Origin of the sequence: Alkalihalobacillus trypoxylicola, from assembly GCF_001590785.1 — a bacterium.
Classification (GTDB): Bacteria; Bacillota; Bacilli; order Bacillales; family Bacillaceae_D; genus Alkalihalobacillus; species Alkalihalobacillus trypoxylicola.
This window is the reverse complement of the sequence record NZ_LTAO01000039.1, coordinates 18,284-42,418: the sequence shown is the minus strand read 5'-3', so window position 1 is coordinate 42,418 and position 24,135 is coordinate 18,284. Positions and strand designations below refer to the sequence as shown.

The window sequence follows — 24,135 nt, the reverse complement described above, 5'->3', positions numbered from 1 at the left end:
GATATGCAGCGCTTGGTTAATGAAGAAATTAGGGAATTAAAAAGTAAAGTGTCTGAATATAAGGAAGCGATCTCGGAAGCAACCTACGAGCAATTTAAATCATCTACTGTACTAGCGAATACGAATAGCTTAAGAGGAAAAACGGGTGATTCCTTTAGAGAATATGTTAATATTGTTCATTTAAACCTCACACAAAAAATGATTAATGTTGCTGAAGAAATTCAACAAGCGATTGAAAAAATGGAATCTACTTTTTTAGAGTACGAAAGTATGGGATCTGGAATTGTTGATTCCACGACCTTAGACCGTGTAGTCGAGAAGATAGAGCAATCAAAAGGAGATTTCTATGAGTTGCAGGGACGTTCAGCCTTTTTAATGAGCCGTGCATCAGAATTTATTGCTACCACGTCACTCCCTAATTTTGCTGTTACATCCGCCTATCGAGATTCGGAAGATGAGATAAAAGGCCATAAAGATGATTTAGAAGCAGCTGATACTCGGGCAAAGAATGACTTGAGAAACGTAGAAAGCCGTGTTGAATCCTTAGAACAACAATTAAAAGATTTACAAACGGTTTATAGAGGCGAGGGTGGCCTAGCTTATGATAAAATAGGTAAAATAACGAATGAAAAATGGTATTCCGACGAAAATACAGGAGCTTTTGCAGCGAAGCTAGAGGATGATCCATTCTCTGTAGATACAAGTAAAAATAGCTTTTATGAAGACCAGTGGGTAGGAGGGATAAATGGAGAATATTTCGGATCCTACGACCATGCCTTTTTGAATTATGAAAGTTCAACCGTTGTAAAAGATGGAAATACAAGACACGAAGGAAGTGCTTCTGTTTTTGAACTAAATGGCTATGCGCAAGCGACAGAGTATGCAGTAGCTAGTGCATCTGGAAGTGTTCTTCAAGTTGGCGCTCATTCTGAAATTGGTAAAGATGGTGTTGATTTAAATGCGCATGGAAATGTGGCAAAGATAGACGGAAATGTCATTATAGGTACAGAAAATTTTAACGGAAATGTTGCTGGGAATGCAGAATTTCTATCAGGTAATGCTAATTTTGTGGTTAAGCCACCTGATGAAAATGGCGACTATAAACTGCAAGTCGGTGCAAAGGGAGTTTTATGGAAAGCAGAGGCAAGCGGCGGCTTTAGTTTGTTTGGCCTAAGTGATCCTAAAGGCTCTTACGAGAATACTAATGATGGTACGAAAGAGAAGCGCTCGCTGCTAGGGTTAGACGGCAGTGTGAGTGTTGGAAAACAAGCGGGAGCAGAAGTGGAATTTTCAAGTACTACCGCCTATGAGAATGATTATTTTCAATTGAATTCAGATAGATATAAAATTGATGTTGCACTAATTGCAGGTGTTAAAATAGACCTTCAAGTCCCATCCATATCCTTGAAGTGGCCTTTTTAATACGAAGGACTGAGGTGAATCTATTATGTCAGAGTTACAATCTTTAAGAAATGATTATAATAGTAAGCAACAAGAGCTTAATGCTTGTACGAATGAAATTGCTGTTTTAAACGGAAAAATAGCTCAACTAGATGTTATTATTCAAGATTTTGCCCAATTTAAAAGTGATATGCAGGATCATCGTAACAAATTTAGGCAACTTGCGAATGAAAATTATGATCAATGGCAAGGAAGGTTATTTAATATGTCTCAACAAAACATGAGGGCTAATCTAGAGTTTACAACGTTAAGAGATTATATTAATAAAGTGGACGATAATTTAGACGAATTAAATAATGAAAGAATGAGATTACAGAATCAAATATACAGTACGGAAGGTTTAATGGGCACGATTAAATCAGGAATGAATTGGTTATCAACAAAAATAAGTAATTTACTAAATTAACCTAACTATAAGGTGGTGTTAGAGATGGAAAAAATAAAAATTAAACCAGCTAAAGCACATGAACAGCAAATTGAAAATGAAGAGGTTTTAAAAGAAATAGAAGATGTGCAATTATACTTTGATCAAAACAACCTACCTTTAAAAGACCATTCTATTAATTATGTGGTCTTAAGAGGCCTATATGAGCCAATAGATAAAACAATGATGCTAGTAGGCGTTTTTGTTAATAACTCTCATTCTACCATTACTGCTTTACAGGGGAGTATGCAAATATCTTTGAGGGAAAATAGTGAAGTCACTTTTCCAAAAATGGATTTTAAATTTCCACCTGAATTTTTAGGTGAGCTTCATCATAATGAAGGTTTTATTGTCCATGTGAAGGTTCCGACACAAGGATTAGAATCAGAAAAAAGGGTTTATCAAACAACCGAATTATTAGGTAAAATTGAAGATATCCAAATAATTAAAGTAGATAACAATTAGTAAAGGTGGGTATAAAATGTCTGATGACGATCAAGCAATGTCACTTTTGAAAACTTCAACTAGAAAGAGCTTTCGTTTAAGTGTTATTATACCAATTGTTTTTTTTATAGCGGGCTTAGGTTCGATTTTAGGTGCTGTTTTTCTTTCCAGTACCAGTGAGGAGGCCAATCGGAATTTAATGATTGGTCTTAGTATAGGCTTTTCTATCATTCTTATTTTCTATCTCATAAATTGGTTTTTTTGTTTATCATTTCTTCGTGAAATTAAACATTTGGAAATTAAAGATTCCAAATTACAAAAACTTATCGATCTAAGTCGTTACTGCTGTATTTTATTTATGATTCCTCTTACCTTTTTTATAGGGCTAGTTGGATTTTATAAAGTAAATCAATTTGCAGAGGGTAAAGTACAGAGAGGATCCTTAGATCAAATACTGTATAAATTCTTAATAGAGAAGAGATAAAAAGTAAGGAGAGATTTACCATGAAAAAGATTATCATTTTTATGCTGTTAAGTTTACTGTTTCTATCAGCATGTAACTTTTCAGTCGATGTTGATGATGGAAACGAGGAAGAACCCGAAGATATTAATAATGAAGTAGAAGAAACGAATAATGGAACAGAAGAAGATACAAATAATGAAGCTGATAATACGACCGATAATGGAAAAGAACCAATTGAATTAAAATTATCTCAAGCTGACGAAGAGGCAGGGGTTACGACAGAAAATAATGAACTCTTTCAAGAGCTAAATGATTTTGTTGAGCAAAACCCAGATGCTGGAACTGAAAATGATTTTTCGATGACATCTATGACCATGATTCAGGATCCTGAGGGTAACCAACAAATGATATTTTTGGGATTTAATCGATTAGGCGAATCCATTAAAAATGTGTCGTTCTCTTATAGTTTAGGTAATACGGAAGGAGATATGGTTTGGGATAACTTTGAAGTCTTATTAGATGAAGAAATGATAGGAGCAATTCCAAATAATACTGCGATTCCAGTAGCTTTACCTATAACATCACAAGAACAGATAGATTTATTAAATACCCTTAGTCAAGAAAATGTTGTTATGCAATTTGACAATTTCAATTATGAATCTGCTGACTAATGAAGGGTTCATCTCTAAAGTATTCTATTGAGTATATCTGGATACAAAAATCCGAGAATCTGTGTAGGAACATGGGTTCTTTTGCTCATGATCAAAGCCATATTTACATGGTGCTCTAGAATAGTTTTCAATCCATTTTTAAAAGGGGTTACTAAATGAAGGCAAAGTATGTAATTCCAATCATTATTATTAGCATCATCGGAAATGGTGTTAATCTTTATAACTTCCCACTCGGATTTTTATCCATCTTTATTTTACTAATGGTTATCTTACCGAATATATTTAACGGTGTTATTGTGTACGGTAGAAAAATGAAGTCCAAAGGTTATAAAAGTATATTAATCGATACAATGGTTGATTTTGATGCTATCAATCATTCTAAGATTATTTATATAGTTGGATTGATTTTATTATATATGCTAGGGGCTGCATTTATGATTTTTCAGCTAACTCAATTTGAGTACTGGCAAAATTTTATCACTATCAATGCGAATGTATTACCGTCTTTCGTAAGTAATCTTTTTTTTATGATAGTAGGCGATATTTTATTTTTAGCTAGCTTAGTAGTCGTAATCATGCATTTTCGCTATATGTTTCGTGAAGCACCCGTTTTTCAAAAAAGTAATAAGTCTAAGTATATTTAAAAGGAGAAATTAGAAATAAAGAGTATACTATTTTTACTCCTTACCAAAATATATATAAATTAATGAGCTTTAGAAGGAAAAAGTGTAGTAATTTTTTTCAATTGAGTGAATTTCATCATTGCTCTATAAGTGAATAAAACCGAACGTTACTTATAAAATATGTTTTGGAATTTTGTGAATCCACTCGATGATTGTAACGGTAGGTAGTGACTCCCAAAGGATGAGCGCAGTGTGAAGATCCACTCTGACGAAGCTCGGCGTAGTCAGAGTTAGCTGAAAACAAGCCCTTGGGAAAGCATCTACCTAAAGTGGAAATCAAAAACCTAATCGTTCTGTTTTCATTATAAGATATGAATGATTTGGATTCATTTACTAAACGGATAGTTGTAGGTCTGATGAAGTGAATTTATTTCTCTCTATAAGTAGTCAAAGCGTTTATTTCTACAGATTTAATCATTTTATGAAGACTTTCCTTTAATTCAGTACATTTAGTCCTTTTTATGGAGAAGGTTAAATCAAACTAATGTCCTAAATGATGTCGTTAAGTTTGTAGAACGTCTAGAACGCGGAGAAAAGACCTATTAACGGATTATTGAAATAATGTTAGCTTAAATAATGACTAAAGAGGGTATAAACAAGTAAAGCTAGTAAAATTTAGCAAACGTCATGTTTGAGATTAAAGTTGTTTTGCTTTTATTGATTGAAGGTAAAGTTATTAAAGAAATTGCTTATAATGAGGTGAATGTAAATTGTCTGAATTGCAATCACTAAGATCCGACCGAAGTAGTAAGCAGCAGGAGCTAAGGGCTTGCACGAATGAAGTGGCGGTATTAAATAATAAAATTGCAAAATTAGATATCATTATTGAGGATTTTGCCCAATTTAAAAGAGACGTTCAGGAACACCGAAATCATTTTAGACAGGTGTCTAATGAAACATATGATGATTGGAAAGGGACTTTATTTATCCAGTCACGTATCAATATGAGTTCAAATATTTATATGAGTAGCCTTAGGGAATACGTCAATAAGGTTGATGATAATCTCGATGAACTGAATAATGAAAGAATGAGATTACAAAATGAAATTTATAGCACCGAAGGCTTAATAGGGAACATTAAAGCGAGCATTAATTGGTTATCAACGAAAATTACTAACTTATTAAATTGAATGTTAAACAATTTTTCCCTATTTAAAAGAATATAACTCGTGCCTGCTAGTAGTGAAATTAACTGAAGAGTGTATAAAAAGTGGAATGGTATTCCCATTCCGCTTTTCTGTGTAATGATATTACTTTGATAAAGTCAAACGAGAATGACTCAAGATATCAATTAATATCAGTACATAAATAAAAGTGTTGGAGTGAATGGAATGAAAAAATGGATTGTGATTTTAACGGCAGTGTTTATGCTGAGTGCTTGTAGTTTTTCAGTGGGCTTTGAGGGAAATAATACAGAAGAGCAAGAAGAGAAAGAGCTACAATTACAAGTAACCCAAGTGGATAAGGATTCTGGCGTCACGGTAGAAAATAATGAAACCTACCAAGAAATTGAACGGTTGTTAAAGGAAAATCCTGATTGGGGCTATCCTAATGATTTTGGTTTGCAGGTAGTTGATTTGATAACCTTTGAAGAAGGTAATGTTCAGCTTTTAATGCTAGCGATTAATCAGACCGGTCAACCGTTAAAAGATATATCTTTAAATTTAACGCTCGGAAGTACGGATGGTGACATGATTATGGATAATGAACTCGTTCATATAGAAGAGCAGATTATAGGAGTAATTGAAGACCACTCCGCTGTTCCAGTTTTGTTACCATTAAATGAAGAGCAGCAGGCTATATTTAATACACTAACTGATGAGAACGTTGTGATGGAATTAGATAACTTCGATTATGAAACTCCATAAACAAACTAGTCTTTAAAAAAAGGACTTCAAACAATAGGAAAACGCTTTTGAGAAAAGTTACTCTCAAAGGCGTTTTTACCTGTTTAATGTATTTTGCTTTGAGCGGCCGATTACAGTCGAATAGAGCTTTCTCTTTTGCCGTTCGTTATTCATTGATGGCAGCCCCTTACGGTCGGATAGGCTCTCCCTTCTCTCCTTTTCGTTCATTTAAGCTCCCCTTTTTATTCAATAAAGGTCTATTTTTAGAGTAAAAGTAATATGCTGAGTGGCGATTTCTGCTGGAGGAAAAGACAGGTTGAAATATACCTGAGTGAAGGGTTAGTTCAACCTCCTTTTGGAGAGCGTGTGCTGCATTGGGAAATCGAGCTAGAAGAGCTTCTCATAAGAATGGTTAAATATAAAAAAGCCTATCGACGATTTCGCTGTTGCGAAACTCTTTGTCGATAGGCTGAAGTGCCTTCTGAAATGGCTCTTTTCCGTTTTATTTACTGTTTTTATAAAGTGTAATGATTTCCTTCATGTGCTCAGTCATAGTCGATTGAGCATACTCCATAATCGTACTTAGGTGGCTATTGGCATTTTTATTTAATTGATAGGCGATGGCACCTGCTGCTGTTAAAGAGATTTCGGTATTAACGTTAATTTTTCGAATTCCCCGATCGATAGCCTGAAGAACCTGATTTTCCGGTGTACCGGAACCGCCGTGTAACACAAGAGGGACGCTACATTTTTCTTTAATCTCCTCTAATAAATCAAGTCGAATTTCTGGTTCTCCTTCATACATACCATGTACAGTTCCAATAGAAGCTGCTAGAAAGTCTACTCCTGTTTCTTTAACAAAGAGAGCTGCTTCATCCGGATCCGTTAGGCGACCATCTCCTTCTTCTTCGTCTGAAAAAGCACCTTTTTTCATAGAACCAATTTCAGCCTCTACAAAAACTCCATGTTTATGGGCATAATCGACAATTTCCTTAGTATGACGAACATTATCTTCGAGAGAGTGTGTAGAACCATCGTACATAACAGAAGAAAAACCTGCATCAATTGCTCGTTTAATGGTTTCGAATTCATAGCTATGATCTAGGTGAAGGCTAATATTTACAGACTTTTGTTTCGCTAAAGCTTGTGTAAATGCTGCAAAGGCTTCAAGATTCATGTATTCCTGGTATCTTTCACCATAGGCGATAATAACTGGTTGTTCTGTTTCTTGAGCCGCATTTATAGCAGCCTGTGTAGTTTCAGCATTATAGCAATTAAAAGCAGCGATAGCGCTGTTTTGAGTTTGGGCAAAATCAAGTAAAGCTTTCGTTGTAGTATACATTACAAAACTCCTTTATTTCTGTAGTAAAATTACAATACAGAACAATAATATTACTGAATACGACGATAATCAAGTTGAATCGAGAAAAAACATCTTGTACACGTGTTATTTTTGTAGTAATATTACTACAGTGAATGGAGGGTACCCAACATGCATAGTTTTCAAGAGCGAATTATGAACAAAAAGAAATCGCTTACAATGACCGAGCATAAAATCATTTCACAATTACAGGAACACGATAAGCCATTTCTTCTATCAATGAATGAACTTGCGATTCTAAGTGAGGTAAGTGAGCCGAGTGTTGTTCGCTTATATAAGAAGCTTGGCTATAACAGTTATCAGGAATTAAAAGTCGCTTTAGCACAGGAGCTAGCCGAAATGAAACCGCCTTCTCCTGAAGCGATAGACATCGTTTCTGATGATAAAGCAGATGCTGTCTTTCATAAGTTTGGTGAGCAATTTTACCAAGCAGTTTCATTAACGAAAGAGCAAATGAACATTGAAAGTATAGAGTTGGCTATCGAGCAAATAATAAAATCAAAAAGACTTTATTTTTTTGGGCAAGGTTTATCTGGAACAGTTGCTGAAGATGGGGCTCATAAATTTATGCGACTAGGGGGAATGACCCTATCTGTGAAGGATCCCCATTATCAGGCTATTTATGCAAGTCATATGAATGACCATGATGTAGTGATTGGTATCTCTCACTCTGGTGAGACGATAGATACGATTAATGTTTGTGAAATGGCTAAAAATAATGGAGCTTTTGTCATTGTCATTACGTCTAGTCAAAAAGCTACACTTGCACAGGTAGCAGATTGTCTAATTGTAACGCAAGCTCACGAAACAAAACGACAGGCCGATGCTATGGTTTCTCGATTAATTCAATTAGCCATTATGGATACGCTATATACGCGTGTTGCTAGTAAATCAGGAAGTACAGGAAAAAATAATATTAACCGCTCTCGATTAGCGGTAACTCGCATGAAAAAATAGTTTAGATAAACATCAAAGAGGTGATTAGCTTATGCTAACAGGAAATTGGTTAATTGTTGGTTTTATACTGGCTCTTATTGTTCTTTTTATTCTCATTATTAAATTTAAATGGGATGCATTTATCGCCTTATTACTTACAGCTATAGGAATTGGGTTAGTATCTGAAATTCCTGCCCGTAATATTCCGGGAGTCATAGCGGATGGTTTTGGGGGAACCCTTACAGGTGTAGGGATATTGATTGGATTAGGTATTATCTTTGGTCAATTCTTAGCAGCTTCTGGGGCAATAGAAAAAATTGCAAGCTCTATGTTAAGAGCTTTTGGTGTCCAAAAATCACCCTATGCATTAGCGGCAACATCAACAACTGTAGCTATTCCGGTATTTTTTGATGCTGCCTTTATCATATTGAATAAACTAGTGTTTAGTTTGTCACTAAAAACAAAAATTTCTTTAGCTACCTTTGTTACCATTTTGGCTATCGGACTTATTGTTTCGCATAGTTTAATTATTCCTACTCCAGGACCACTTGTAGTAGCGGATCAGATGATGGTAGATATTGGTGTGTTTTTCCTATATGGGTTATTTGTAGCTATATTTGCTACATTAGTTGGTGGAGTTTTATATGGAACTTTTATTGGAAAGAGAATTCCTAATGGCAACCGTTTAGACGATGCAAAAGAAGAAATAGAAGAAGCAAAAGATACGGAAAACAAAAGAGAAATTCCTACTTGGCTTGCTTATGCGACTCTTGCCTTACCAATTGTCCTTATTTTATCAAATACGGTCATGAACAATGTAGTATTCAGAGATAATCAGGAATCAATTATTCCAACTATTTTTGCGATAATTGGTGATAAAAATATTGCTTTGCTTATTAGTGTTATCGCTGCTATTTTCATTCTTAAACCTTACATTAAAGAAGATAGTTCAACGGTTATAAAGCAAGCTTTTGAAGCTTCTGGAATGATTTTATTAATTACAGGGGCTGGTGGAGCATTTGGTAAGGTAGTTCAAGAAACAGGCATTGGTGATTTGTTAATTAGCCTAATGCAAGGGTTGAATATGCCAGCGTTATTATTAGGATTTGTATTTGCGCAAATTCTGCGAGCTTCATTAGGTAGTGCAACAGTAGCACTTGTAACAACCGCAACTATTTTTGGACCAATGGCTGCTGATTTGGGAGTATCTCCAGTTTTATTAGGTCTAGCTATTTGTGCGGGAGGAATTGGATTATCACTACCAAATGATTCAGGCTTCTGGGTTGTCTCTAAATTTGGTCGCTTATCAGTCTCGGAGACACTACGTGTTTGGAGTATAGGTGGATTCATTGCTGGTTTAACGGCATTAGCTGTGGTCTATATTTTAAGTACTATGTCAGCATTTTTACCAGGTCTATAATATTTTTTAGATAAATAAAAAGGTGGAGAGATTAATGAAAAAAAAGGTAGGATTTATAGGACTAGGAATAATGGGTTTGCCAATGGCAAAGAACCTTATTAAGAATCAATTTACTGTAACAGGCTTTGACTTAAATAAAGAGGCCGTCGAAGTCATTACAAAAGAAGGAGCAAAGCCAGCTGCGTCGGCTAAAGAGGTAGCAGAAAATAGCGATGTGATTATCACCATGCTTCCAAAAGGAGAGCATGTGCGTGCAGCTGTTTTTGGAGTAAACGGAGTCATGGAGGGAGCAAAAGAAGGTCTTATCATCATTGATATGAGCTCAGTATCACCAGTTGATTCTAAATCAATGGCACAGGAAGCTTCGTTAAAGGGTGTTCATTTCCTTGATGCTCCTGTAAGTGGAGGAGAACCGAAAGCAATCGATGGAACCCTAGCAATTATGGTTGGTGGAGAAGAATCTATCTTCAATGAAACAAAACCAGTACTAGAAGCAATGGGTACCGATATTGTTTTAGTTGGAGATTCAGGATGTGGTACGACTGCAAAGTTAGCTAATCAAATCATTGTTAATCTTAACATAGCAGCTGTATCTGAAGCGGTAACTCTTGCGACAAAAGCTGGAATTGATGTTGAAAAAATGTATCAAGCTATTCGTGGAGGACTAGCAGGAAGTACGGTAATGGATGCTAAATTACCAATGATGCTAGACCGTAATTTTAAAGCGGGTGGCCGTATTGATATTAATTTAAAAGATTTAACTAATGTTATGAACACAGCTCATGAGCTAGATGTACCATTACCGTTATCTAGTCAATTATTAGAAACTTTCCATTCTTTAAAAGCAGACGGAAAAGCAGCTTTAGACCATGCAGGTATTGTTTTACATTATGAGAATTTAGCTAAGGTAAAAGTTGGGAGAGAGGGATAAATCTAATGAAGACGCTCAATATGCAAAAGGTCAAGAATACGATTCTAGAAGTGGATAGAGCAACGATCACTGCATCTTTAGAAGAGGAATTAGCCCATTCGCCATATAAGATTGTCGTTCTAGATGATGACCCAACAGGAATTCAGACGGTTCATGGAGTTTCTGTGTATACTAACTGGGAAAAAAGCTCAATTGAAGCAGGGTTTCGTGAGAATAATCGAATCTTTTTCATACTAACAAATTCCAGAGGGTTCACAAAAGACGAAACGGAGAAGTGCCATCAACAAATTGCCAATAGAGTTCAAGAGGTATCAGTAGAAGAGGGAATTCCTTACGTAATGATTAGTAGAGGTGACTCTACGTTAAGAGGACATTATCCGTTGGAAACTGAAACAATTAAGAATACCATTGAATCAGAATCTAATGTCACTTTTGATGGAGAGGTTATTATTCCTTTCTTTAAAGAAGGTGGAAGATTAACTATTAACAATATTCATTATGTTCAAGATGGAGAAACCCTCATTCCAGCAGGAGAAACAGAATTTGCAAAGGACCGTACTTTTGGGTTCAATGCTTCCCATCTTGGTGAATGGATTGAAGAGAAAACGGAAAGTCGTTATAAAAAAGAAAATACGATTTATATAACCTTAGATGATTTAAGAAATCAACGTATTGCTAAAATCAAAGACCAATTAGTAGCGGCTAAGGATTTTCAAAAAATTGTGGTCAACGCCTTTGGATATGAAGATGTTGAGGTCTTTGCAATAGCTTTCTTACAAGCAATGAAAGAGGGTAAGCATTTTATTTGTCGAAGTGCTGCATCTTTAACGAAAGTACTCGGAGGCATTTCAGATAAGCCTCTTTTAACTCGAGAAGATATGGTTATATCTGAAGATGAAGAAAATGGTGGTCTTATTGCAGTAGGGTCTCACGTTAAGAAAACGACGGAGCAATTAGAAGCATTATTAGAAAGTGGCTTAGTGGAAGCTATTGAATTCGATGTTCATTTAGTAAAAGATGATGAAGAATTTAAAAAAGAAACGGAGCGTGTACGATTAGCCTGTGAAAAAGCGATTCAATCGGGTCAATCAGTGGTCTACTATACGCGTCGTGAACGATTAGACTTAGGTGATAATATGAAGGAAGAGGAGCTTAAGCTGTCCGTCAAAATTTCGGATGCGGTAACGAGCATCGTCCATGATTTGAAGGTTCAGCCTAGCTATATTGTTGCTAAAGGTGGTATAACTTCGAGTAGTATCGGTACTGAAGGGCTATCTGTTAAAAGAGCTGAAGTGGCTGGTCAGGTTAAACCAGGGATCCCAGTTTGGAAAACAGGTCCAGAAAGCAAATTTCCTTATGGTCCATATGTCATTTTTCCAGGAAATGTTGGATCAAAAGAAACATTAAAAGAAGTAATAGAAGTGCTAGAAGGAAAATAACACGAGGCTTTCTAGCTTTAAAAAAACTCCGTCAATCCAATAATGGGATGGCGGAGATTTTTGTTTTGTAACCTTTTTTTAGCTTCATATTACATATGAATATTTAAATAAACGCCTTCTCCTTCAACATTGAAGTATTTCATTTCATCTGTTTTTGCAAATGAAAGGCTGTCAATTAGAACATGATTTTTCATAAAGCTTTCAAAGCGAGTTAGAATATCTTGAACATGCTCTGTAGCATTTATGGTTAAATGTACACGTTTTTCAACTGGGAGGTCGAGCTCTTTTCGATAAACTTGAACGGCACGAATGAATTCACGAACAAAACCTTCTTCTTTAAGCTCGGTCGTAACATTTGTGTCCAGAACAACTAGGTAGTCATCGCCTTCAGCAAATTCAAAGCCTGGGAGTGGATTATTCTCAAGTATGATATCTTCTTTTTCTAATTCAACGATTTGATCATTTTCAAGATTTAGTATCATTTTCCCTGCATCAAGAAATTGCTGAGTTTGCGTGTCGCCAAATTGAGTGATCATTTTTTGAACGAGACCAACAGATTTCCCGAGTTTTGGTCCAGCTACAGGGAAATTTAATTTCACTTGCTGTGATACGTATTGATGTTGATTGGCATCAAGCAAAATCGTTTTGACGTTTGTTTCTTCTGCAATAATTGCTCTGTACGCTTCAAGATTAGCTGACTGCTTTAATGGTACGACAGCTAATTGTGCAAGAGGTTGCTTCGTTTTCAAGCTTGTTTGGTTACGAATGGAACGAGTCAATTCCACCACTTGGCGAACCGCATCCATTTCGTGCTCAAGTTCTGCATTCACAAGTGAAGTATTAGCTGTCGGATAGTCGCTTAGATGAACGCTGTTTCCTGCTAAATCAGTATAGACTTCGTCTGATAAAAATGGCGCGAATGGAGCCATTAATTGCGTTGTTTTCGTGAGCACCTCATAGAGCGTATGATAGGCAGCGCGTTTGTCAGCATCCATTCCATTTGCCCAGAAGCGTGCACGGGAACGACGGATGTACCAGTTACTAATTTCATCTAAGAACGATGCAATAGTTCTAGCCCCCTTAGTAACATCATAGGCATCTAAGCTTTTTGTCACCTCGGCAATCACTGTGTTTAAGCGGGAAAGAATCCATTCATCTAGCTTTGTTGCTGTGCCATTCTCAACCGTTTTTGGATTGAACCGATCAATTTCAGCGTACATTTTATAGAAAGAATGCACATTTGCAAGGGTATCTATCACTTTTGACTTTGTTTGGCTAACCGTCTTTTTGGAAAAACGTTTGTTGTTCCAAGGGGCACTATCAGCAAGTAATGCCCAGCGTAAGCTATCTGCGCCAAACTCTTCAATGAGCTCAACGGGGTTAAGAGCATTTCCTTTACTCTTAGACATTTTCTGACCGTTTTCATCTAAGATATGGCCAAGAGAAAGAACACGCTTATAAGGTGCTTTTCCAGTGAACAAAGTAGAAACGGCAAGTAAGCTGTAGAACCAGCCGCGCGTTTGGTCGACCCCTTCAATGACAACATCTGCTGGGAATTGTTTGTTCATAAGTTCTTTATTTTCAAATGGGTAGTGGTATTGAGCAAACGGCATCGACCCACTATCAAACCAAACATCAATCACTTCACTTGTACGATGCATCTTACCACCACATTCACAGGTAAAGGTAATTCCATCAACAAACGGCTTATGAAGCTCAATGTCTTCTCCTAATTCTTGATCGGCACGCTCACGTAATTCGGCGATTGAAGCAGGTGATTCTTGTTTGTCACAAGAGTCACATTCCCATACATTTAATGGTGTTCCCCAGAATCGGTTTCGACCAATGTTCCAGTCCACAACATTTTCAAGAAACTTACCAAATCGACCTTCGCGCATATGACTTGGGTGCCAATCGACTTCTTGGTTATTGGCAATTAACTGGTATTTCACTTTCGTTGTTTCAATGAACCAGCCTTCCATTGCGTAATAAAGAAGTGGGCTGTCACAGCGCCAGCAATGTGGATAGCTATGCTCGTAACGCTCTTTTGAAAATAAGCGGCCATTGTGGGCAAGCATCTTAACAATATCAACATCGCAATCTTTTACGAAGCGACCAGCAAGTGGACCGATTTCTTCTGTATAACGGCCTTTTGAATCTACGACATTTACAAAATCAAGGCCACTTTCACGAATGGCTTGATAATCATCATCACCGTGAGCTGGAGCCATGTGAACAAGACCTGTACCACTTGAATCTGTAACGAATGAAGCACCAATGACTTCATGTCCTCTATTTAAATGGAGATAATCAAATGGAGGGTCGTATTTTGAACCAACAAGCTCAGAGCCTTTTAGCTTAGCAACAATTTTAGGAGACTCACCAAGTAATTTCTCCGCTAGTGCTTCCGCAACAACATACACTTCCTCGTCTTTTTCTACTTTTACATAAGTCATATCTGGATTAACAGCAATAGCAACGTTTGATGGTAAAGTCCAAGGGGTTGTTGTCCAACCAAGCAGGTATTCATTTTCCGTACCTTCCATTAAAAACTTTGCCGTAGCTGATAAATCTGTTACATCTTTATACCCTTGGGCAACTTCGTGTGAGCTCAAGGATGTTTCACAGTTTGGACAATACGGAACAACGCGGTGGCCTTTGTAAAGCATATCCTTACGATGAATGGTCGAAAGAATGTTCCAAACGGATTCAATATATGGGTTTTGCAACGTAACGTAAGGGTCATCCATATCAACCCAATAACCAAGGGCTTCCGTAAAGTGACGCCATTCACGCTCATACGTAAAGACGCTTTCTTTGCATTTTTCGATAAACGCTTCAATGCCATAAGCCTTTATATCATCTTTTCCTTTTAGGTTAAGCTGCTTCTGGACTTCTAATTCAACTGGTAAACCATGGGTATCCCAACCAGCTTTACGAAGTACCTGATATCCAGACATTGTTTTATAGCGAGCAACAAAGTCCTTCATTGTACGTCCTAACGCATGGCCAGCATGTGGCAAGCCATTTGCAGTAGGTGGTCCTTCATAGAATACGTAGGTTTGTTTTCCTTCTCTTTTTTCAATAGATTGTTTGAATGTGTTGTTCGATTCCCAACGCTTGCGTACGCGTTGCTCACGAACATGTGCGGTTTCACTCATTATCGTCATCACCTTCTTTACAAAATTAAAACCCCTCCATCCAGGTCGCAGGATCGAGGGGTTATCACTCAATAGTAGACATTAGAAAAAACCATACAGAAGTAGTGGTTTACATGCTTGTCATCATCACTACGTACCAACATACGCGTCCTTCATATCGGTAGGAAACCGGCAAAGCTTACCAAAACTTGGGCTTTACTTCTCGGAGAGGATTTTCAGAAAATTTCTTAACGTTGACTTTCAGCGAACCTGTCAACTCTCTGTAGAAAAGAATGTAATCGTACTCGTTCTCGTCATCAAATTTATTATTAAAATTATTACAAGTATAAAGAGTTAGCGTAGTAATGTCAAATAAGGTTGGGTTGTAGGAAAGACAAGTTATCTTCTATGAAAATAATTCATTCATCTCTGAGCTTTTAATAGCCATTAATAATTCTCTTGTGGATAAAGTCAAAAAGAGGCCGGTACAAAACCTGTTTTAAAATCACCAAATGAGAGAAAATGGAAATGATGTTTAATGGATGCAAGCATTAAGCACGAACCATGAACCCTCCTTACTGGGAAACAAGGAGGGTTTTTTAGGTTCCTTATGAAAGGCGTAAGCTAACGGACAAAAGGCACGGAGACTCCAGTGGGAATAAGTGGCCATACCGAAATCCACTTTTAAAAAAAGTTCATTCGGTAGCACTCCACCGGACGCGAAGTTTCTTTGGGAAGCGAACAGCCGGACACTTAACATGTGAGGCAACATTCGTTCATGAGTATTGTCTCATCCTCGTTCCATTTATTTAAAATAAAATGAATTAATTTCTACTAAGTTAATTGTTTTTCAGAAGGATAGCTTAATCCCCATTGAGAACGGAGAGAGTCTAATATTTTCATAATAGCTAACGATTCATCTAAACTAATAATATCGCTCTCTAATTTTCCTGAGAGGAGGTTACGACCAACTTCTTCGGCTTCAAAAGCATAGCCTCTGCACTCACGTTGATCCTCAAATTTTACGACATCTTCACCAGTAACATGTAGAGAAGACTCTCTAGCAAATAAGAAGTTCGGAACATGAATATAGCCTTTGGATCCATAAATATAGGCTTCGTTATTTAAATTCAATTGGACTGCTCCATTTAATGTAGCGCTTTTTCCTGAAGGATAGGATAAAAGAACAGAGAATTGTTCATCAACACCTGTTTCTCCAATCCTAGCTGTGCTATGAATGCTCTCAGGCTCTGACCCAAGAATCATACTGGCAAAAGAGATCGGATAAATTCCGGTGTCTAATAATGCTCCTCCACCTAATTCAAGGTTTAATAGTCGATTTTGTGGGTCCCAATTAATATGAAATCCAAAGTTCGCTGTTACCATGCTGACTTCACCAATATCGCCATTTTTAATCCACTCACGAACTTGCTGAATAGGAGGCAAAAATCTAGTCCACATTGCTTCCATTAGAAATAATTTATGTTCTCTTGCATAAGTAATGAGCTCTTCTAATTCATTTGCATTGATAGTAAAAGGCTTCTCACATAAAACAGCTTTGCCAGCTCGTAGGCAGGTCAAAACGTTCTCCTTATGATATGGATGGGGTGTACCTACATAAATAGCGTCTATTTCAGGATCATTAACTAATTCATCATAACTACCATAGGCTCTTTCTATCGAGTGCTTCTTAGCAAATTCCTTTGCACTTTCAATCGTTCTAGAACCCACTGCGTAAGCGATTCCATTCGAAGTAAAGGGTAAATCTTCAGTAAATTGATTAGCGATAGAACCAGTACTGAGAATTCCCCATTTGATTTTTTCTGTCATCCTAAACATCTCCTCCATTTAAAGAATATTGACCTATTTGAGTTATTCGCTATGATTTCAAAATTCCCTTTAAATAAATCATAAACTTTTGGTGTTTACATTCCCAACTAATTCAATAAATGGAGGTACTGCTGATTATAAGCTTAGCCGTTTAAGTATAATAAAATCATAGCCAAAGCATAAACGATGACGACTATTAAAGAAGGCCATGTATAGAAACGTTTACGATTTACGGCATAAACACCGAATCCAACTAAGATGCTACTTAATAAAAGGAATAATGAGCTTGTAATATGTACCGTCGATGCCGCTTGCAGGATCGAACCAGGATATAAGAAATCACATAAACACAAAATGAGGAGATTGAAAAGATTACTGCCAAGAATTGAAGCGGCTGCCAGATTATTATTGTTTAATTTTATAGCTGTATAGACAGTCACGACCTCGGGAAGAGAAGTGCTTGTGGCAATAAGAAAGCTTCCTACAAAGCTAGAACCTATACCAGTTATAATGGCAATTTGGTCTCCTGCATAGGTTAAAAGCACACCTGCTAATAAAATGACAAAGGCGCATATAATAAAACCAATTATAGCTCCTTTTAGAGTATATTTTTCTTCTTTTTTACTTGTTTCCTTTATCTCTTCATCTACTTTCTTCTTTCCTATGTTAGTCGCTTTTTTAATGACCCAAATACTTAATAAATATAGAAGAATAAGCAATACAGATTCTATTCCAACTTTAATAAATGGAATCTCAATGGTATAAAATAGTGCAATTGAGATGATGAGGGTCATAATAATACCAAATAAAGCGGTGTATCGCTGCTGCTTATGGACGTTCGTTAACATTCTCCTACGTCTATAAATCATATCAAAACAAGCAAGTACAGCTAAATTAAATAAATTACTACCCATTACATTTCCTACAGCCATATCTGGGTTGTCTAGGAAAACGGCCGTAACACTTGTAGTGACCTCTGGTAGGGAGGTGGCACTTGCTAAAAGAAACGTACCAATTAACAAAGTTCCAAAGCCGGATAAGCGACTAATTGCATCTGCATATTGACTAATTTTAGTTGCCGTATATACGGTAATAATGACAGAGATGATAAAAAGAACAAAAACCATAAGTGAAAAATCCCTCCTCATTTAGGAATAACAGTAGTGTAACCTTGTAGAGCGTATTTAATGTTTGACTAATGGAAGTAATAAAAATAAAATGATTGACCTTAACGTAACGTGACCCTTTAAGATGAAATCAAGAGGAGGTAAAAGGATGGAATATAGTATTAATCAAGTTGCAAAAATATCAGGAATAAGTAAAAGGACGCTTCGCTACTATGATGAGATTGGCTTACTAAAGCCTGCTCGAGTCAATTCATCTGGTTATCGAATATATAGAGAAGGAGAGTTAGCAAAGCTACAACAAATTTTATTTTATCGGGAATTAGAAATGAAGTTAGAAGATATAAAAGGAATTATTTCTTCTCCAAAGTTTGATATAGAGGCTGCTCTTCATATGCACTATAAACAATTACAAAGTAAAAGGAAACAGCTAGATGATTTAATTGATACGGTAGAAAGAACATTGAAATCGAATAAAGGAGAGATTCATATGAGTATAGAAGAGAAATTTGAAGCATTTAAAAGAAAAAAGATAGCAGAGAATGAAGAAAATTTTGGTAAAGAAATTCGGGACCAATATGGAAAAAAAGAGGTAGAGGCATCCAATCAAAAATGGATGAAACTAAGTAAGCAAGACTTTAAAGAAATGCAAGAATTAGAGAGCAAGCTATTTTTAGAATTAGAAAAATTAGCAGAATCTAAAGACATCGAATCAACTGAGGCAAAAAATGTTTTTGAGTATCATAAGAAGTGGCTAATGTATACATGGTCAGATTATTCATCAGATGCTCATAAAGGATTAGCCGATCTCTATGTAAGCGATCAGCGCTTTACCAAGTATTACAATGAACGCGCAGGGAATGAAGTTGTTGGATTTTTATCCGAAGCTATAAAACAGTACGCATAAAGATTTTTCAGAATGAATTTTATAAAAGGATTATAAAAAAGAGGGAATGAATAAAGGTCATTAAGGGTATGTATGAAGTATATAGCTAGTAAAATCGGAAAACCTCATGATAGTAAAAAGAAGAATTCATTAAAGAAGAAAGGAGAGATGATGATCTTGAAAGAAGCAATAAAAAAAGGAATGGCTCTAGGATTCGGCTTAGCTGCAGCTAGTAAAGAGCAAGCGGAGAAGATGGTAGATGAATTAGTAAAAAAGGGTGAAATGACTCGACAAGAATCGAAGCAATTTATAAATGAAATGATCGAAAAAGGGACTGAAAGACAAGAAAAAGTAGATGATATGATTGCAGAAAGAGTCAGAAAGATGATGCAGGATTTCAACTTAGTAAGTATGGATGATTACAAAAAATTGGAGCAACGAATAACAGTTCTTGAATATGAATTAAAAGCTTTAAAAGAAGACAGAGCGAAAAAAGAAATAGAGTAGAAATACACTTACCTAAGTTCATTAAGAGAGGAGGGCTTTTTATATTTCAAAAGAGAATGCGACATTTCCATCGTTATCGAGAAATTGCTGTAGCCTTCTCTCGAAATGGATTTGGATACTTTATCAAGGAACTGGGTCTTCACGAAATCATCTCTTTGCCTAAACGACTATTTACAAAAAATCCTAAAGATATACACACTAAAACAACAGGGGAAAGAATTCGTCTATTTTTAGAAGATTTAGGTCCAACTTTTATTAAACTAGGACAAATTTCCAGTACTAGACCTGATTTGTTCTCACAGGAGATTATTTCTGAATTAGAAAAATTACAGGATCATGTTTCTCCGTTCTCTTTTTCAGAAGTGAAAGAAATTATAGCGAAAGAGCTTGGTGTACATGAGATTTCGGAAATCTTCGATGACTTTGATGAGATTCCACTCGGTTCAGCCTCTATTGGGCAAGTCCATAGAGCAAGATTAAAAACAGGTGAAAGAGTAGCGGTTAAAATTCAAAGGCCCAATATTGAACAAGATATGAGAACGGATTTGGAAATATTACAAGAGCTAGCTCGCTTAGCCGAAGCACGCTTACAATGGGCAGCTACCTACCATATGAGTGATGTATTGGATGAGTTTTCAAAGGCGCTATTAGCTGAATTAGATTATTACAAAGAAGGAAGAAACGCCGAAAGAATAGCGAAGCAATTCAAAAACGATCAAACTATTCAAATTCCTAATGTGATTTGGGATTATTCCACAAAAAAGGTATTAACGATGGAATATGTGGATGGGATTAAAATGAATGAAGTGAAGCATCTAAAACAAAAAGGCTTTGACACAGAAAAGCTGGCTGAAAGAATTATTGAAAGCATGCTTCATCAAATGTTAGTAGCAGGCTTTTTTCATGGAGACCCCCACCCCGGCAATGTAGCTGTAACAAACGATGATAAAATTGTATACATGGATTTTGGTATGGTTGGGAAGCTATCTTCGCAAATGAAATCTAATTTTGCTTCGTTAATTATTGCTATGATGCGACAGAATAGCGATGGAGTCGTTCGTGCGATTATTCGAATGGGGGCAGTGCCAGAAAATGTTGATATGGAATTATTAAAAGCGGATATTGAATTACTAAAGGATAAATATCTCGATGTTCCTTTAAGTCATATTAGTTTAGGTGAAGCGGTTAATGACTTATTCTCAATAGCTCAGCATCATTCTATACATATTCCGTCAGATTTAACTTTGGTAGGAAAATCCTTACTAACAATGGAAGGTCTAGTTGAGAAATTAGATCCGGAGGTTAGTATTATGAATATAGCAGAGCCGTTTGGACGTAAGCTTGTATTTGATAAATATCGTCCTGATCAGCTTGCCAAAGGAGCCATTGAGCAAATCACTGATTTTTGGGACATCTTTGTTGATGCTCCTAAGCAAATGAGGGAGTTAGGTAAAATTTTAAATAAAGGGAAGATACCTATTGAGGTTGATGTACCAAGAGTAGATATTTTTCTAAGAAAGCTTGATCAAATTAGTAACCGATTATCTTTTAGTATCGTGTTATTAGCCTTTAGTATTATTATGGTTGGTTTAATTATTGGCTCGGCGATTATTAATCAAGAATCGCTCCTATGGGATGTGCCAGCTATAGAAATTGGCTTTATCATAGCTGTTTTTATGTTTATCTGGTTACTCTATTCAATTATAAAGTCAGGGAGATTTTAAAAGCATTTCCGTTTTGCTCACGGAGGTGCTTTTTTATTAAAAACCTATTAATAAGAGGCTTAGCTATTTCTAAAAAATACGAATGAAAAATTTGATATAAATTAAGTTCTCGTTTTATGGGTTATTTATGCAGTTCTAAAGGGAGAGGGAAATGAGAATTTTATATGAGAGCCGTTTGAAGATCCACTCTGACGAAGCCCTGCGTAGTCGGAGTTAGCTGAAGACAAGCCTTGGGAAAGCATCTACCTAAAGTGAAAATCAAAAACCTAATCATTAGGTTTTCATTAAAAGACACATGTTTGTGAATTCACTCTTTGATTGAAACGGTAGGTAGTGACTCCCAAAGGAGCAGCGCAGTCTGAAGATCCACTTTGACGAAGCCCTGCGTAGTCGGAGTTAGCTGAAGACAAGCCTTGGGAAAGCATCTACCTAAAGTGAAAATCAAATCCTAATCGTTCCGTTTTCTTTAAAAGATAGGAATGATGAAATAGATTCACCTGTATTAAATATAAAATCATATGTTTTTGAGGAGGAATTCAGTTATATAGAAAGTTTCTTGTTCTTTGGCGGACTAATTGTTGCCTTTTTATTTGGAATTTCTTTGATAACTTTAGGGATTCTAGTAATATACAAGATTTTTAAGAGAATTAGAAATTAAATCGCCTCATAGGGTCCACATTTGATTTATGAGGAAATTAGAATACTTTTAACGTATGGATTAGTACTTTAATCGTCGTAATAGTGGTAAAATAATGGTTAAAATAGAATGGAGTTGATGAGGTTTGAAAATAGCTGTTATTGTTGGAAGTATACGTCAAGAGTCATATAACTTAAAGCTTGCTAAGCTACTACAAGACCGTTATCAGAAAGAGTTGGAAATAGACATATTGGATATAAAAAAGCTTCCTTTCTATAATCCAGACCAGGAAAACGATCAGATAAAAGAGGTCGATCATTTTAAGAAGCAGGTAAAAGAAGCGAAGGCAGTTATTTGGGTTACTCCAGAATACAATGGAACGATTCCAGGTGTTCTAGGAAATGCGATTGATTGGTTATCAAGAGTTGATCGCGTAATGATAGGGAAACCATCATGGATGATGGGTGTCTCTCCTAGTCAGCTAGGAACGGCAAGAGCACAATTGCATTTAAGAGATATTTTATTTGCTAAGGGTGTCCTATCTCCTGTATTCCAAGGCCATGATGTTCAAATTGCTGGGATACAGTCGAAGGTTGATGAAGAAGGCTACATAAATGATGAGGCTACGCTTGCATACCTAGATAAAGTCATACCATTATTTAAAAAATGGGTAGAAAAACACAATTAATTAAACATTTATTTAACTGGGTGAATTTTTCATAATGGCTCTATAAGTGAATAAAACCGAAAAATTATTATAAAAATGTATTGAATCTGAATCTTTGTTTATTAACTCTTTGATTGAAACGATAGGTAGTGACTCCCAAAGGATGAGCGCAGTTTGAAGATCCACTCTGACGAAGCCCTGCGTAGTCGGAGTTAGCTGAAGACAAGCCTTGGGAAAGCATCTACCTAAAGTGGAAATCAAAAACCTAATCAGTAGGTTTTCATTATAAGATATGAATGATGAAATTGATTCAACTAGAATAGAATAGTGAAAGCTCTACAAAAACTTTTTTGTAGAGCTTTTTTTGAATAAAGAGGATTAAAGCAAAAGAATGAGAATATAGTATGATAATCATTTTGTTGTCGCATTATTTTTAGGGGGAAGATGTGAGAATGTCTAAGTCTATAAATGATCTGATTCATATGAAACAAATAAAAATTACTATATTTTCAGTTATAATAACAGCACTTGTTCTTCTATTCTTATATGCAGTCAGTTTTGATAGAAATATGCGAGGATGGACAGAGCAAATAATGTCTTTTCATCCACTCTACATCATTTTATCTGCTGCTATTCCTTCCTTTCTTTTAAGCTTGCTTAGCTTTAAAGAGATGAGAAATGTGAAAGTGGCTGTTATTAGTATCGCTCTTGTTACAATCAATCTTCTTACAATTCTATTTGTGGTAGTCGTTTTGGCGTTTGGATTGATGTTTTAAATCCAAATGAAAGGAGCTAATGTCATTATAAAACCTATTAAAACAGGTATTAATTGAACGGTTACAAAGCTTCTTGAAGGCCGAACAAACAACTCAAGAGGATTTTTTGTTGGTGAAGCGAGAAGTTGTAAAAGTTGATTGGTTTTGGGAACATTCGACTTCATATAAAAATCTGGGATTTCAAATGTATCTTCATCTAACCTCTTCTTTATTTTTGGCTCTTGATTGATAAAATCCTTCATTATAAGTAATCCTCCTTAAGTAGTTCTTTTAAACGTAATATTGCGGTGTGAAGGCGTGATTTCACAGTTCCTTTTGGGATAGAAAGAATAGAAGAGATGTCTTCTTGATTTAAATCATGATAATAAGCAAGGATAATGACAGCTCTTTGTTTTTCTGGTAATTTTAGTAAAGCTTCCTGTATGGTCATCTGATCATCATTAGTAAATAATGGTGTCATTGGAGTAAGGTAGGGTAAAATGGATTGCCATTTTTTACGTCTATTTAATTTGTTAAGCATTAAGCGATAAGCTATCTGAAATAAATAGGATTGTACCCGACCTTTAGTTGAATCAAAATAGTTTTTCTTCTTCTGAAGCTGTTCAAATGTATCTTGAACAATATCCATACTCAGTTGCTCATCACGCGTATAACGAAATAAAAAGCTGTAAAGTGGCTTTTGCAATTGTTCATATAACTTTTCTAGAGCATCTTTATTTCCGTTAATATAATCTAGCATATACT

The 24,135-nt window shown here is 36.0% G+C and carries 24 protein-coding genes; 17 read left to right on the top strand and 7 right to left on the bottom strand.

Annotation, left to right across the window (positions count from 1 at the left end; translation table 11 throughout):
• Positions 1-3: 3 nt before the first annotated feature.
• The 8 genes from AZF04_RS19340 to AZF04_RS19305 all read left to right on the top strand — a co-directional run bounded on the left by AZF04_RS19340 (position 4) and on the right by AZF04_RS19305 (position 6,014).
• Complete coding sequence (locus AZF04_RS19340) at positions 4-1,422, top strand: T7SS effector LXG polymorphic toxin (RefSeq protein WP_061950196.1); 1,419 nt, start codon at positions 4-6, stop codon at positions 1,420-1,422.
• Positions 1,423-1,447: 25 nt separating this feature from the next.
• Complete coding sequence (locus AZF04_RS19335; RefSeq protein WP_061950195.1) at positions 1,448-1,867, top strand: DUF5082 family protein; 420 nt, start codon at positions 1,448-1,450, stop codon at positions 1,865-1,867.
• A 24-nt stretch (positions 1,868-1,891) separates the two neighbouring features.
• Positions 1,892-2,350, top strand: coding sequence for a hypothetical protein (locus AZF04_RS19330; protein ID WP_061950194.1), 459 nt, complete (start codon positions 1,892-1,894; stop codon positions 2,348-2,350).
• A 16-nt stretch (positions 2,351-2,366) separates the two neighbouring features.
• The gene (locus tag AZF04_RS19325) at positions 2,367-2,813 is read left to right on the top strand and encodes a hypothetical protein (RefSeq protein WP_061950193.1); all 447 of its coding nucleotides are present in this window, start codon (positions 2,367-2,369) and stop codon (positions 2,811-2,813) included.
• Between the two features lie 20 nt (positions 2,814-2,833).
• Positions 2,834-3,463, top strand: coding sequence for a hypothetical protein (locus AZF04_RS19320; protein ID WP_061950192.1), 630 nt, complete (start codon positions 2,834-2,836; stop codon positions 3,461-3,463).
• A 155-nt stretch (positions 3,464-3,618) separates the two neighbouring features.
• Entirely contained in the window at positions 3,619-4,107 is a 489-nt protein-coding gene (locus AZF04_RS19315) for a hypothetical protein (protein WP_061950191.1), read from the top strand.
• 749 nt (positions 4,108-4,856) lie between these two features.
• Positions 4,857-5,276, top strand: coding sequence for a DUF5082 family protein (locus AZF04_RS19310; protein ID WP_061950190.1), 420 nt, complete (start codon positions 4,857-4,859; stop codon positions 5,274-5,276).
• A gap of 201 nt (positions 5,277-5,477) precedes the next feature.
• On the top strand, positions 5,478-6,014 hold the full coding sequence (locus AZF04_RS19305; protein WP_061950189.1) for a membrane lipoprotein lipid attachment site-containing protein: 537 nt from the start codon (positions 5,478-5,480) through the stop codon (positions 6,012-6,014).
• Between the two features lie 75 nt (positions 6,015-6,089).
• On the opposite strand, the gene AZF04_RS21855 is transcribed toward AZF04_RS19305, so the two are convergent.
• Both AZF04_RS21855 and AZF04_RS19300 read right to left on the bottom strand, forming a co-directional pair.
• Complete coding sequence (locus tag AZF04_RS21855; protein ID WP_268753437.1) at positions 6,090-6,221, bottom strand: hypothetical protein; 132 nt, start codon at positions 6,219-6,221, stop codon at positions 6,090-6,092.
• A gap of 274 nt (positions 6,222-6,495) precedes the next feature.
• Complete coding sequence (locus tag AZF04_RS19300) at positions 6,496-7,335, bottom strand: class II fructose-bisphosphate aldolase (RefSeq protein ID WP_061950188.1); 840 nt, start codon at positions 7,333-7,335, stop codon at positions 6,496-6,498.
• Positions 7,336-7,485: 150 nt separating this feature from the next.
• On the opposite strand from AZF04_RS19300, the gene AZF04_RS19295 reads away from it, so the two are divergent.
• Genes AZF04_RS19295 through AZF04_RS19280 form a run of 4 tightly spaced genes read left to right on the top strand, consistent with a single transcriptional unit; the run spans position 7,486 to position 12,100 of the window.
• Positions 7,486-8,331: a MurR/RpiR family transcriptional regulator gene (locus tag AZF04_RS19295; protein ID WP_061950187.1), complete on the top strand. Its 846-nt coding sequence runs from the start codon at positions 7,486-7,488 to the stop codon at positions 8,329-8,331.
• Between the two features lie 31 nt (positions 8,332-8,362).
• Positions 8,363-9,730, top strand: coding sequence for a GntP family permease (locus tag AZF04_RS19290; protein WP_061950186.1), 1,368 nt, complete (start codon positions 8,363-8,365; stop codon positions 9,728-9,730).
• Positions 9,731-9,764: 34 nt separating this feature from the next.
• Positions 9,765-10,661, top strand: coding sequence for a 2-hydroxy-3-oxopropionate reductase (garR, locus tag AZF04_RS19285; protein WP_061950185.1), 897 nt, complete (start codon positions 9,765-9,767; stop codon positions 10,659-10,661).
• Positions 10,662-10,666: 5 nt separating this feature from the next.
• Complete coding sequence (locus AZF04_RS19280; protein WP_061950184.1) at positions 10,667-12,100, top strand: four-carbon acid sugar kinase family protein; 1,434 nt, start codon at positions 10,667-10,669, stop codon at positions 12,098-12,100.
• 89 nt (positions 12,101-12,189) lie between these two features.
• On the opposite strand, the gene ileS is transcribed toward AZF04_RS19280, so the two are convergent.
• The 3 genes from ileS to AZF04_RS19265 all read right to left on the bottom strand — a co-directional run bounded on the left by ileS (position 12,190) and on the right by AZF04_RS19265 (position 18,197).
• A complete protein-coding gene (ileS, locus tag AZF04_RS19275) occupies positions 12,190-15,261 on the bottom strand; it encodes an isoleucine--tRNA ligase (RefSeq protein ID WP_061950183.1) in 3,072 nt (1,023 codons plus the stop codon).
• Positions 15,262-16,074: 813 nt separating this feature from the next.
• The gene (locus AZF04_RS19270; RefSeq protein WP_061950182.1) at positions 16,075-17,070 is read right to left on the bottom strand and encodes a Gfo/Idh/MocA family protein; all 996 of its coding nucleotides are present in this window, start codon (positions 17,068-17,070) and stop codon (positions 16,075-16,077) included.
• Positions 17,071-17,213: 143 nt separating this feature from the next.
• Positions 17,214-18,197 (bottom strand): sodium:calcium antiporter, encoded by a 984-nt coding sequence (locus AZF04_RS19265; protein WP_061950181.1) that lies wholly within the window; start codon positions 18,195-18,197, stop codon positions 17,214-17,216.
• 148 nt (positions 18,198-18,345) lie between these two features.
• Here AZF04_RS19265 and AZF04_RS19260 point away from each other — a divergent pair, with 148 nt between their 5' ends.
• The 5 genes from AZF04_RS19260 (at position 18,346) to AZF04_RS19240 (ending at position 23,391) form a co-directional block, all read left to right on the top strand.
• Positions 18,346-19,101 carry a MerR family transcriptional regulator gene (locus AZF04_RS19260; RefSeq protein WP_061950180.1) on the top strand — a complete coding sequence of 252 codons (756 nt, stop codon included), beginning with the start codon at positions 18,346-18,348 and terminating at the stop codon, positions 19,099-19,101.
• A gap of 156 nt (positions 19,102-19,257) precedes the next feature.
• Positions 19,258-19,587 carry a phasin family protein gene (locus tag AZF04_RS19255; RefSeq protein WP_061950285.1) on the top strand — a complete coding sequence of 110 codons (330 nt, stop codon included), beginning with the start codon at positions 19,258-19,260 and terminating at the stop codon, positions 19,585-19,587.
• Between the two features lie 56 nt (positions 19,588-19,643).
• Positions 19,644-21,311, top strand: a complete 1,668-nt coding sequence (locus tag AZF04_RS19250) for an ABC1 kinase family protein (RefSeq protein WP_061950179.1) — start codon at positions 19,644-19,646, stop codon at positions 21,309-21,311.
• A gap of 782 nt (positions 21,312-22,093) precedes the next feature.
• Complete coding sequence (locus AZF04_RS19245; protein WP_061950178.1) at positions 22,094-22,636, top strand: NADPH-dependent FMN reductase; 543 nt, start codon at positions 22,094-22,096, stop codon at positions 22,634-22,636.
• A gap of 425 nt (positions 22,637-23,061) precedes the next feature.
• Complete coding sequence (locus tag AZF04_RS19240; RefSeq protein ID WP_153017309.1) at positions 23,062-23,391, top strand: hypothetical protein; 330 nt, start codon at positions 23,062-23,064, stop codon at positions 23,389-23,391.
• Here the strand turns inward: AZF04_RS19240 and AZF04_RS19235 are convergent.
• Positions 23,388-23,633 (bottom strand): hypothetical protein, encoded by a 246-nt coding sequence (locus tag AZF04_RS19235; protein ID WP_061950176.1) that lies wholly within the window; start codon positions 23,631-23,633, stop codon positions 23,388-23,390. The two genes, AZF04_RS19240 and AZF04_RS19235, sit on opposite strands and share 4 nt — an antisense overlap.
• Positions 23,633-24,130: an RNA polymerase sigma factor gene (locus tag AZF04_RS19230; protein ID WP_061950284.1), complete on the bottom strand. Its 498-nt coding sequence runs from the start codon at positions 24,128-24,130 to the stop codon at positions 23,633-23,635. Before AZF04_RS19230 ends, AZF04_RS19235 begins: the two co-directional genes overlap by 1 nt.
• Positions 24,131-24,135 lie beyond the last annotated feature (5 nt).

Coding starts and splice junctions, on each gene's coding strand:
- AZF04_RS19305 (WP_061950189.1), top strand. CDS start 5,478: ATGAAAAAATGGATTGTGATTTTAACGGCAGTGTTTATGCTGAGTGCT.
- AZF04_RS19300 (WP_061950188.1), bottom strand. CDS start 7,335: ATGTATACTACAACGAAAGCTTTACTTGATTTTGCCCAAACTCAAAAC.
- AZF04_RS19320 (WP_061950192.1), top strand. CDS start 2,834: ATGAAAAAGATTATCATTTTTATGCTGTTAAGTTTACTGTTTCTATCA.
- AZF04_RS19290 (WP_061950186.1), top strand. CDS start 8,363: ATGCTAACAGGAAATTGGTTAATTGTTGGTTTTATACTGGCTCTTATT.
- AZF04_RS19325 (WP_061950193.1), top strand. CDS start 2,367: ATGTCTGATGACGATCAAGCAATGTCACTTTTGAAAACTTCAACTAGA.
- AZF04_RS19235 (WP_061950176.1), bottom strand. CDS start 23,633: ATGAAGGATTTTATCAATCAAGAGCCAAAAATAAAGAAGAGGTTAGAT.
- AZF04_RS19230 (WP_061950284.1), bottom strand. CDS start 24,130: ATGCTAGATTATATTAACGGAAATAAAGATGCTCTAGAAAAGTTATAT.
- AZF04_RS19280 (WP_061950184.1), top strand. CDS start 10,667: ATGAAGACGCTCAATATGCAAAAGGTCAAGAATACGATTCTAGAAGTG.
- AZF04_RS21855 (WP_268753437.1), bottom strand. CDS start 6,221: ATGAACGAAAAGGAGAGAAGGGAGAGCCTATCCGACCGTAAGGGGCTG.
- AZF04_RS19340 (WP_061950196.1), top strand. CDS start 4: ATGCAGCGCTTGGTTAATGAAGAAATTAGGGAATTAAAAAGTAAAGTG.
- AZF04_RS19250 (WP_061950179.1), top strand. CDS start 19,644: ATGCGACATTTCCATCGTTATCGAGAAATTGCTGTAGCCTTCTCTCGA.
- AZF04_RS19260 (WP_061950180.1), top strand. CDS start 18,346: ATGGAATATAGTATTAATCAAGTTGCAAAAATATCAGGAATAAGTAAA.
- garR (WP_061950185.1), top strand. CDS start 9,765: ATGAAAAAAAAGGTAGGATTTATAGGACTAGGAATAATGGGTTTGCCA.
- AZF04_RS19265 (WP_061950181.1), bottom strand. CDS start 18,197: ATGGTTTTTGTTCTTTTTATCATCTCTGTCATTATTACCGTATATACG.
- ileS (WP_061950183.1), bottom strand. CDS start 15,261: ATGAGTGAAACCGCACATGTTCGTGAGCAACGCGTACGCAAGCGTTGG.
- AZF04_RS19335 (WP_061950195.1), top strand. CDS start 1,448: ATGTCAGAGTTACAATCTTTAAGAAATGATTATAATAGTAAGCAACAA.
- AZF04_RS19330 (WP_061950194.1), top strand. CDS start 1,892: ATGGAAAAAATAAAAATTAAACCAGCTAAAGCACATGAACAGCAAATT.
- AZF04_RS19315 (WP_061950191.1), top strand. CDS start 3,619: ATGAAGGCAAAGTATGTAATTCCAATCATTATTATTAGCATCATCGGA.
- AZF04_RS19295 (WP_061950187.1), top strand. CDS start 7,486: ATGCATAGTTTTCAAGAGCGAATTATGAACAAAAAGAAATCGCTTACA.
- AZF04_RS19270 (WP_061950182.1), bottom strand. CDS start 17,070: ATGACAGAAAAAATCAAATGGGGAATTCTCAGTACTGGTTCTATCGCT.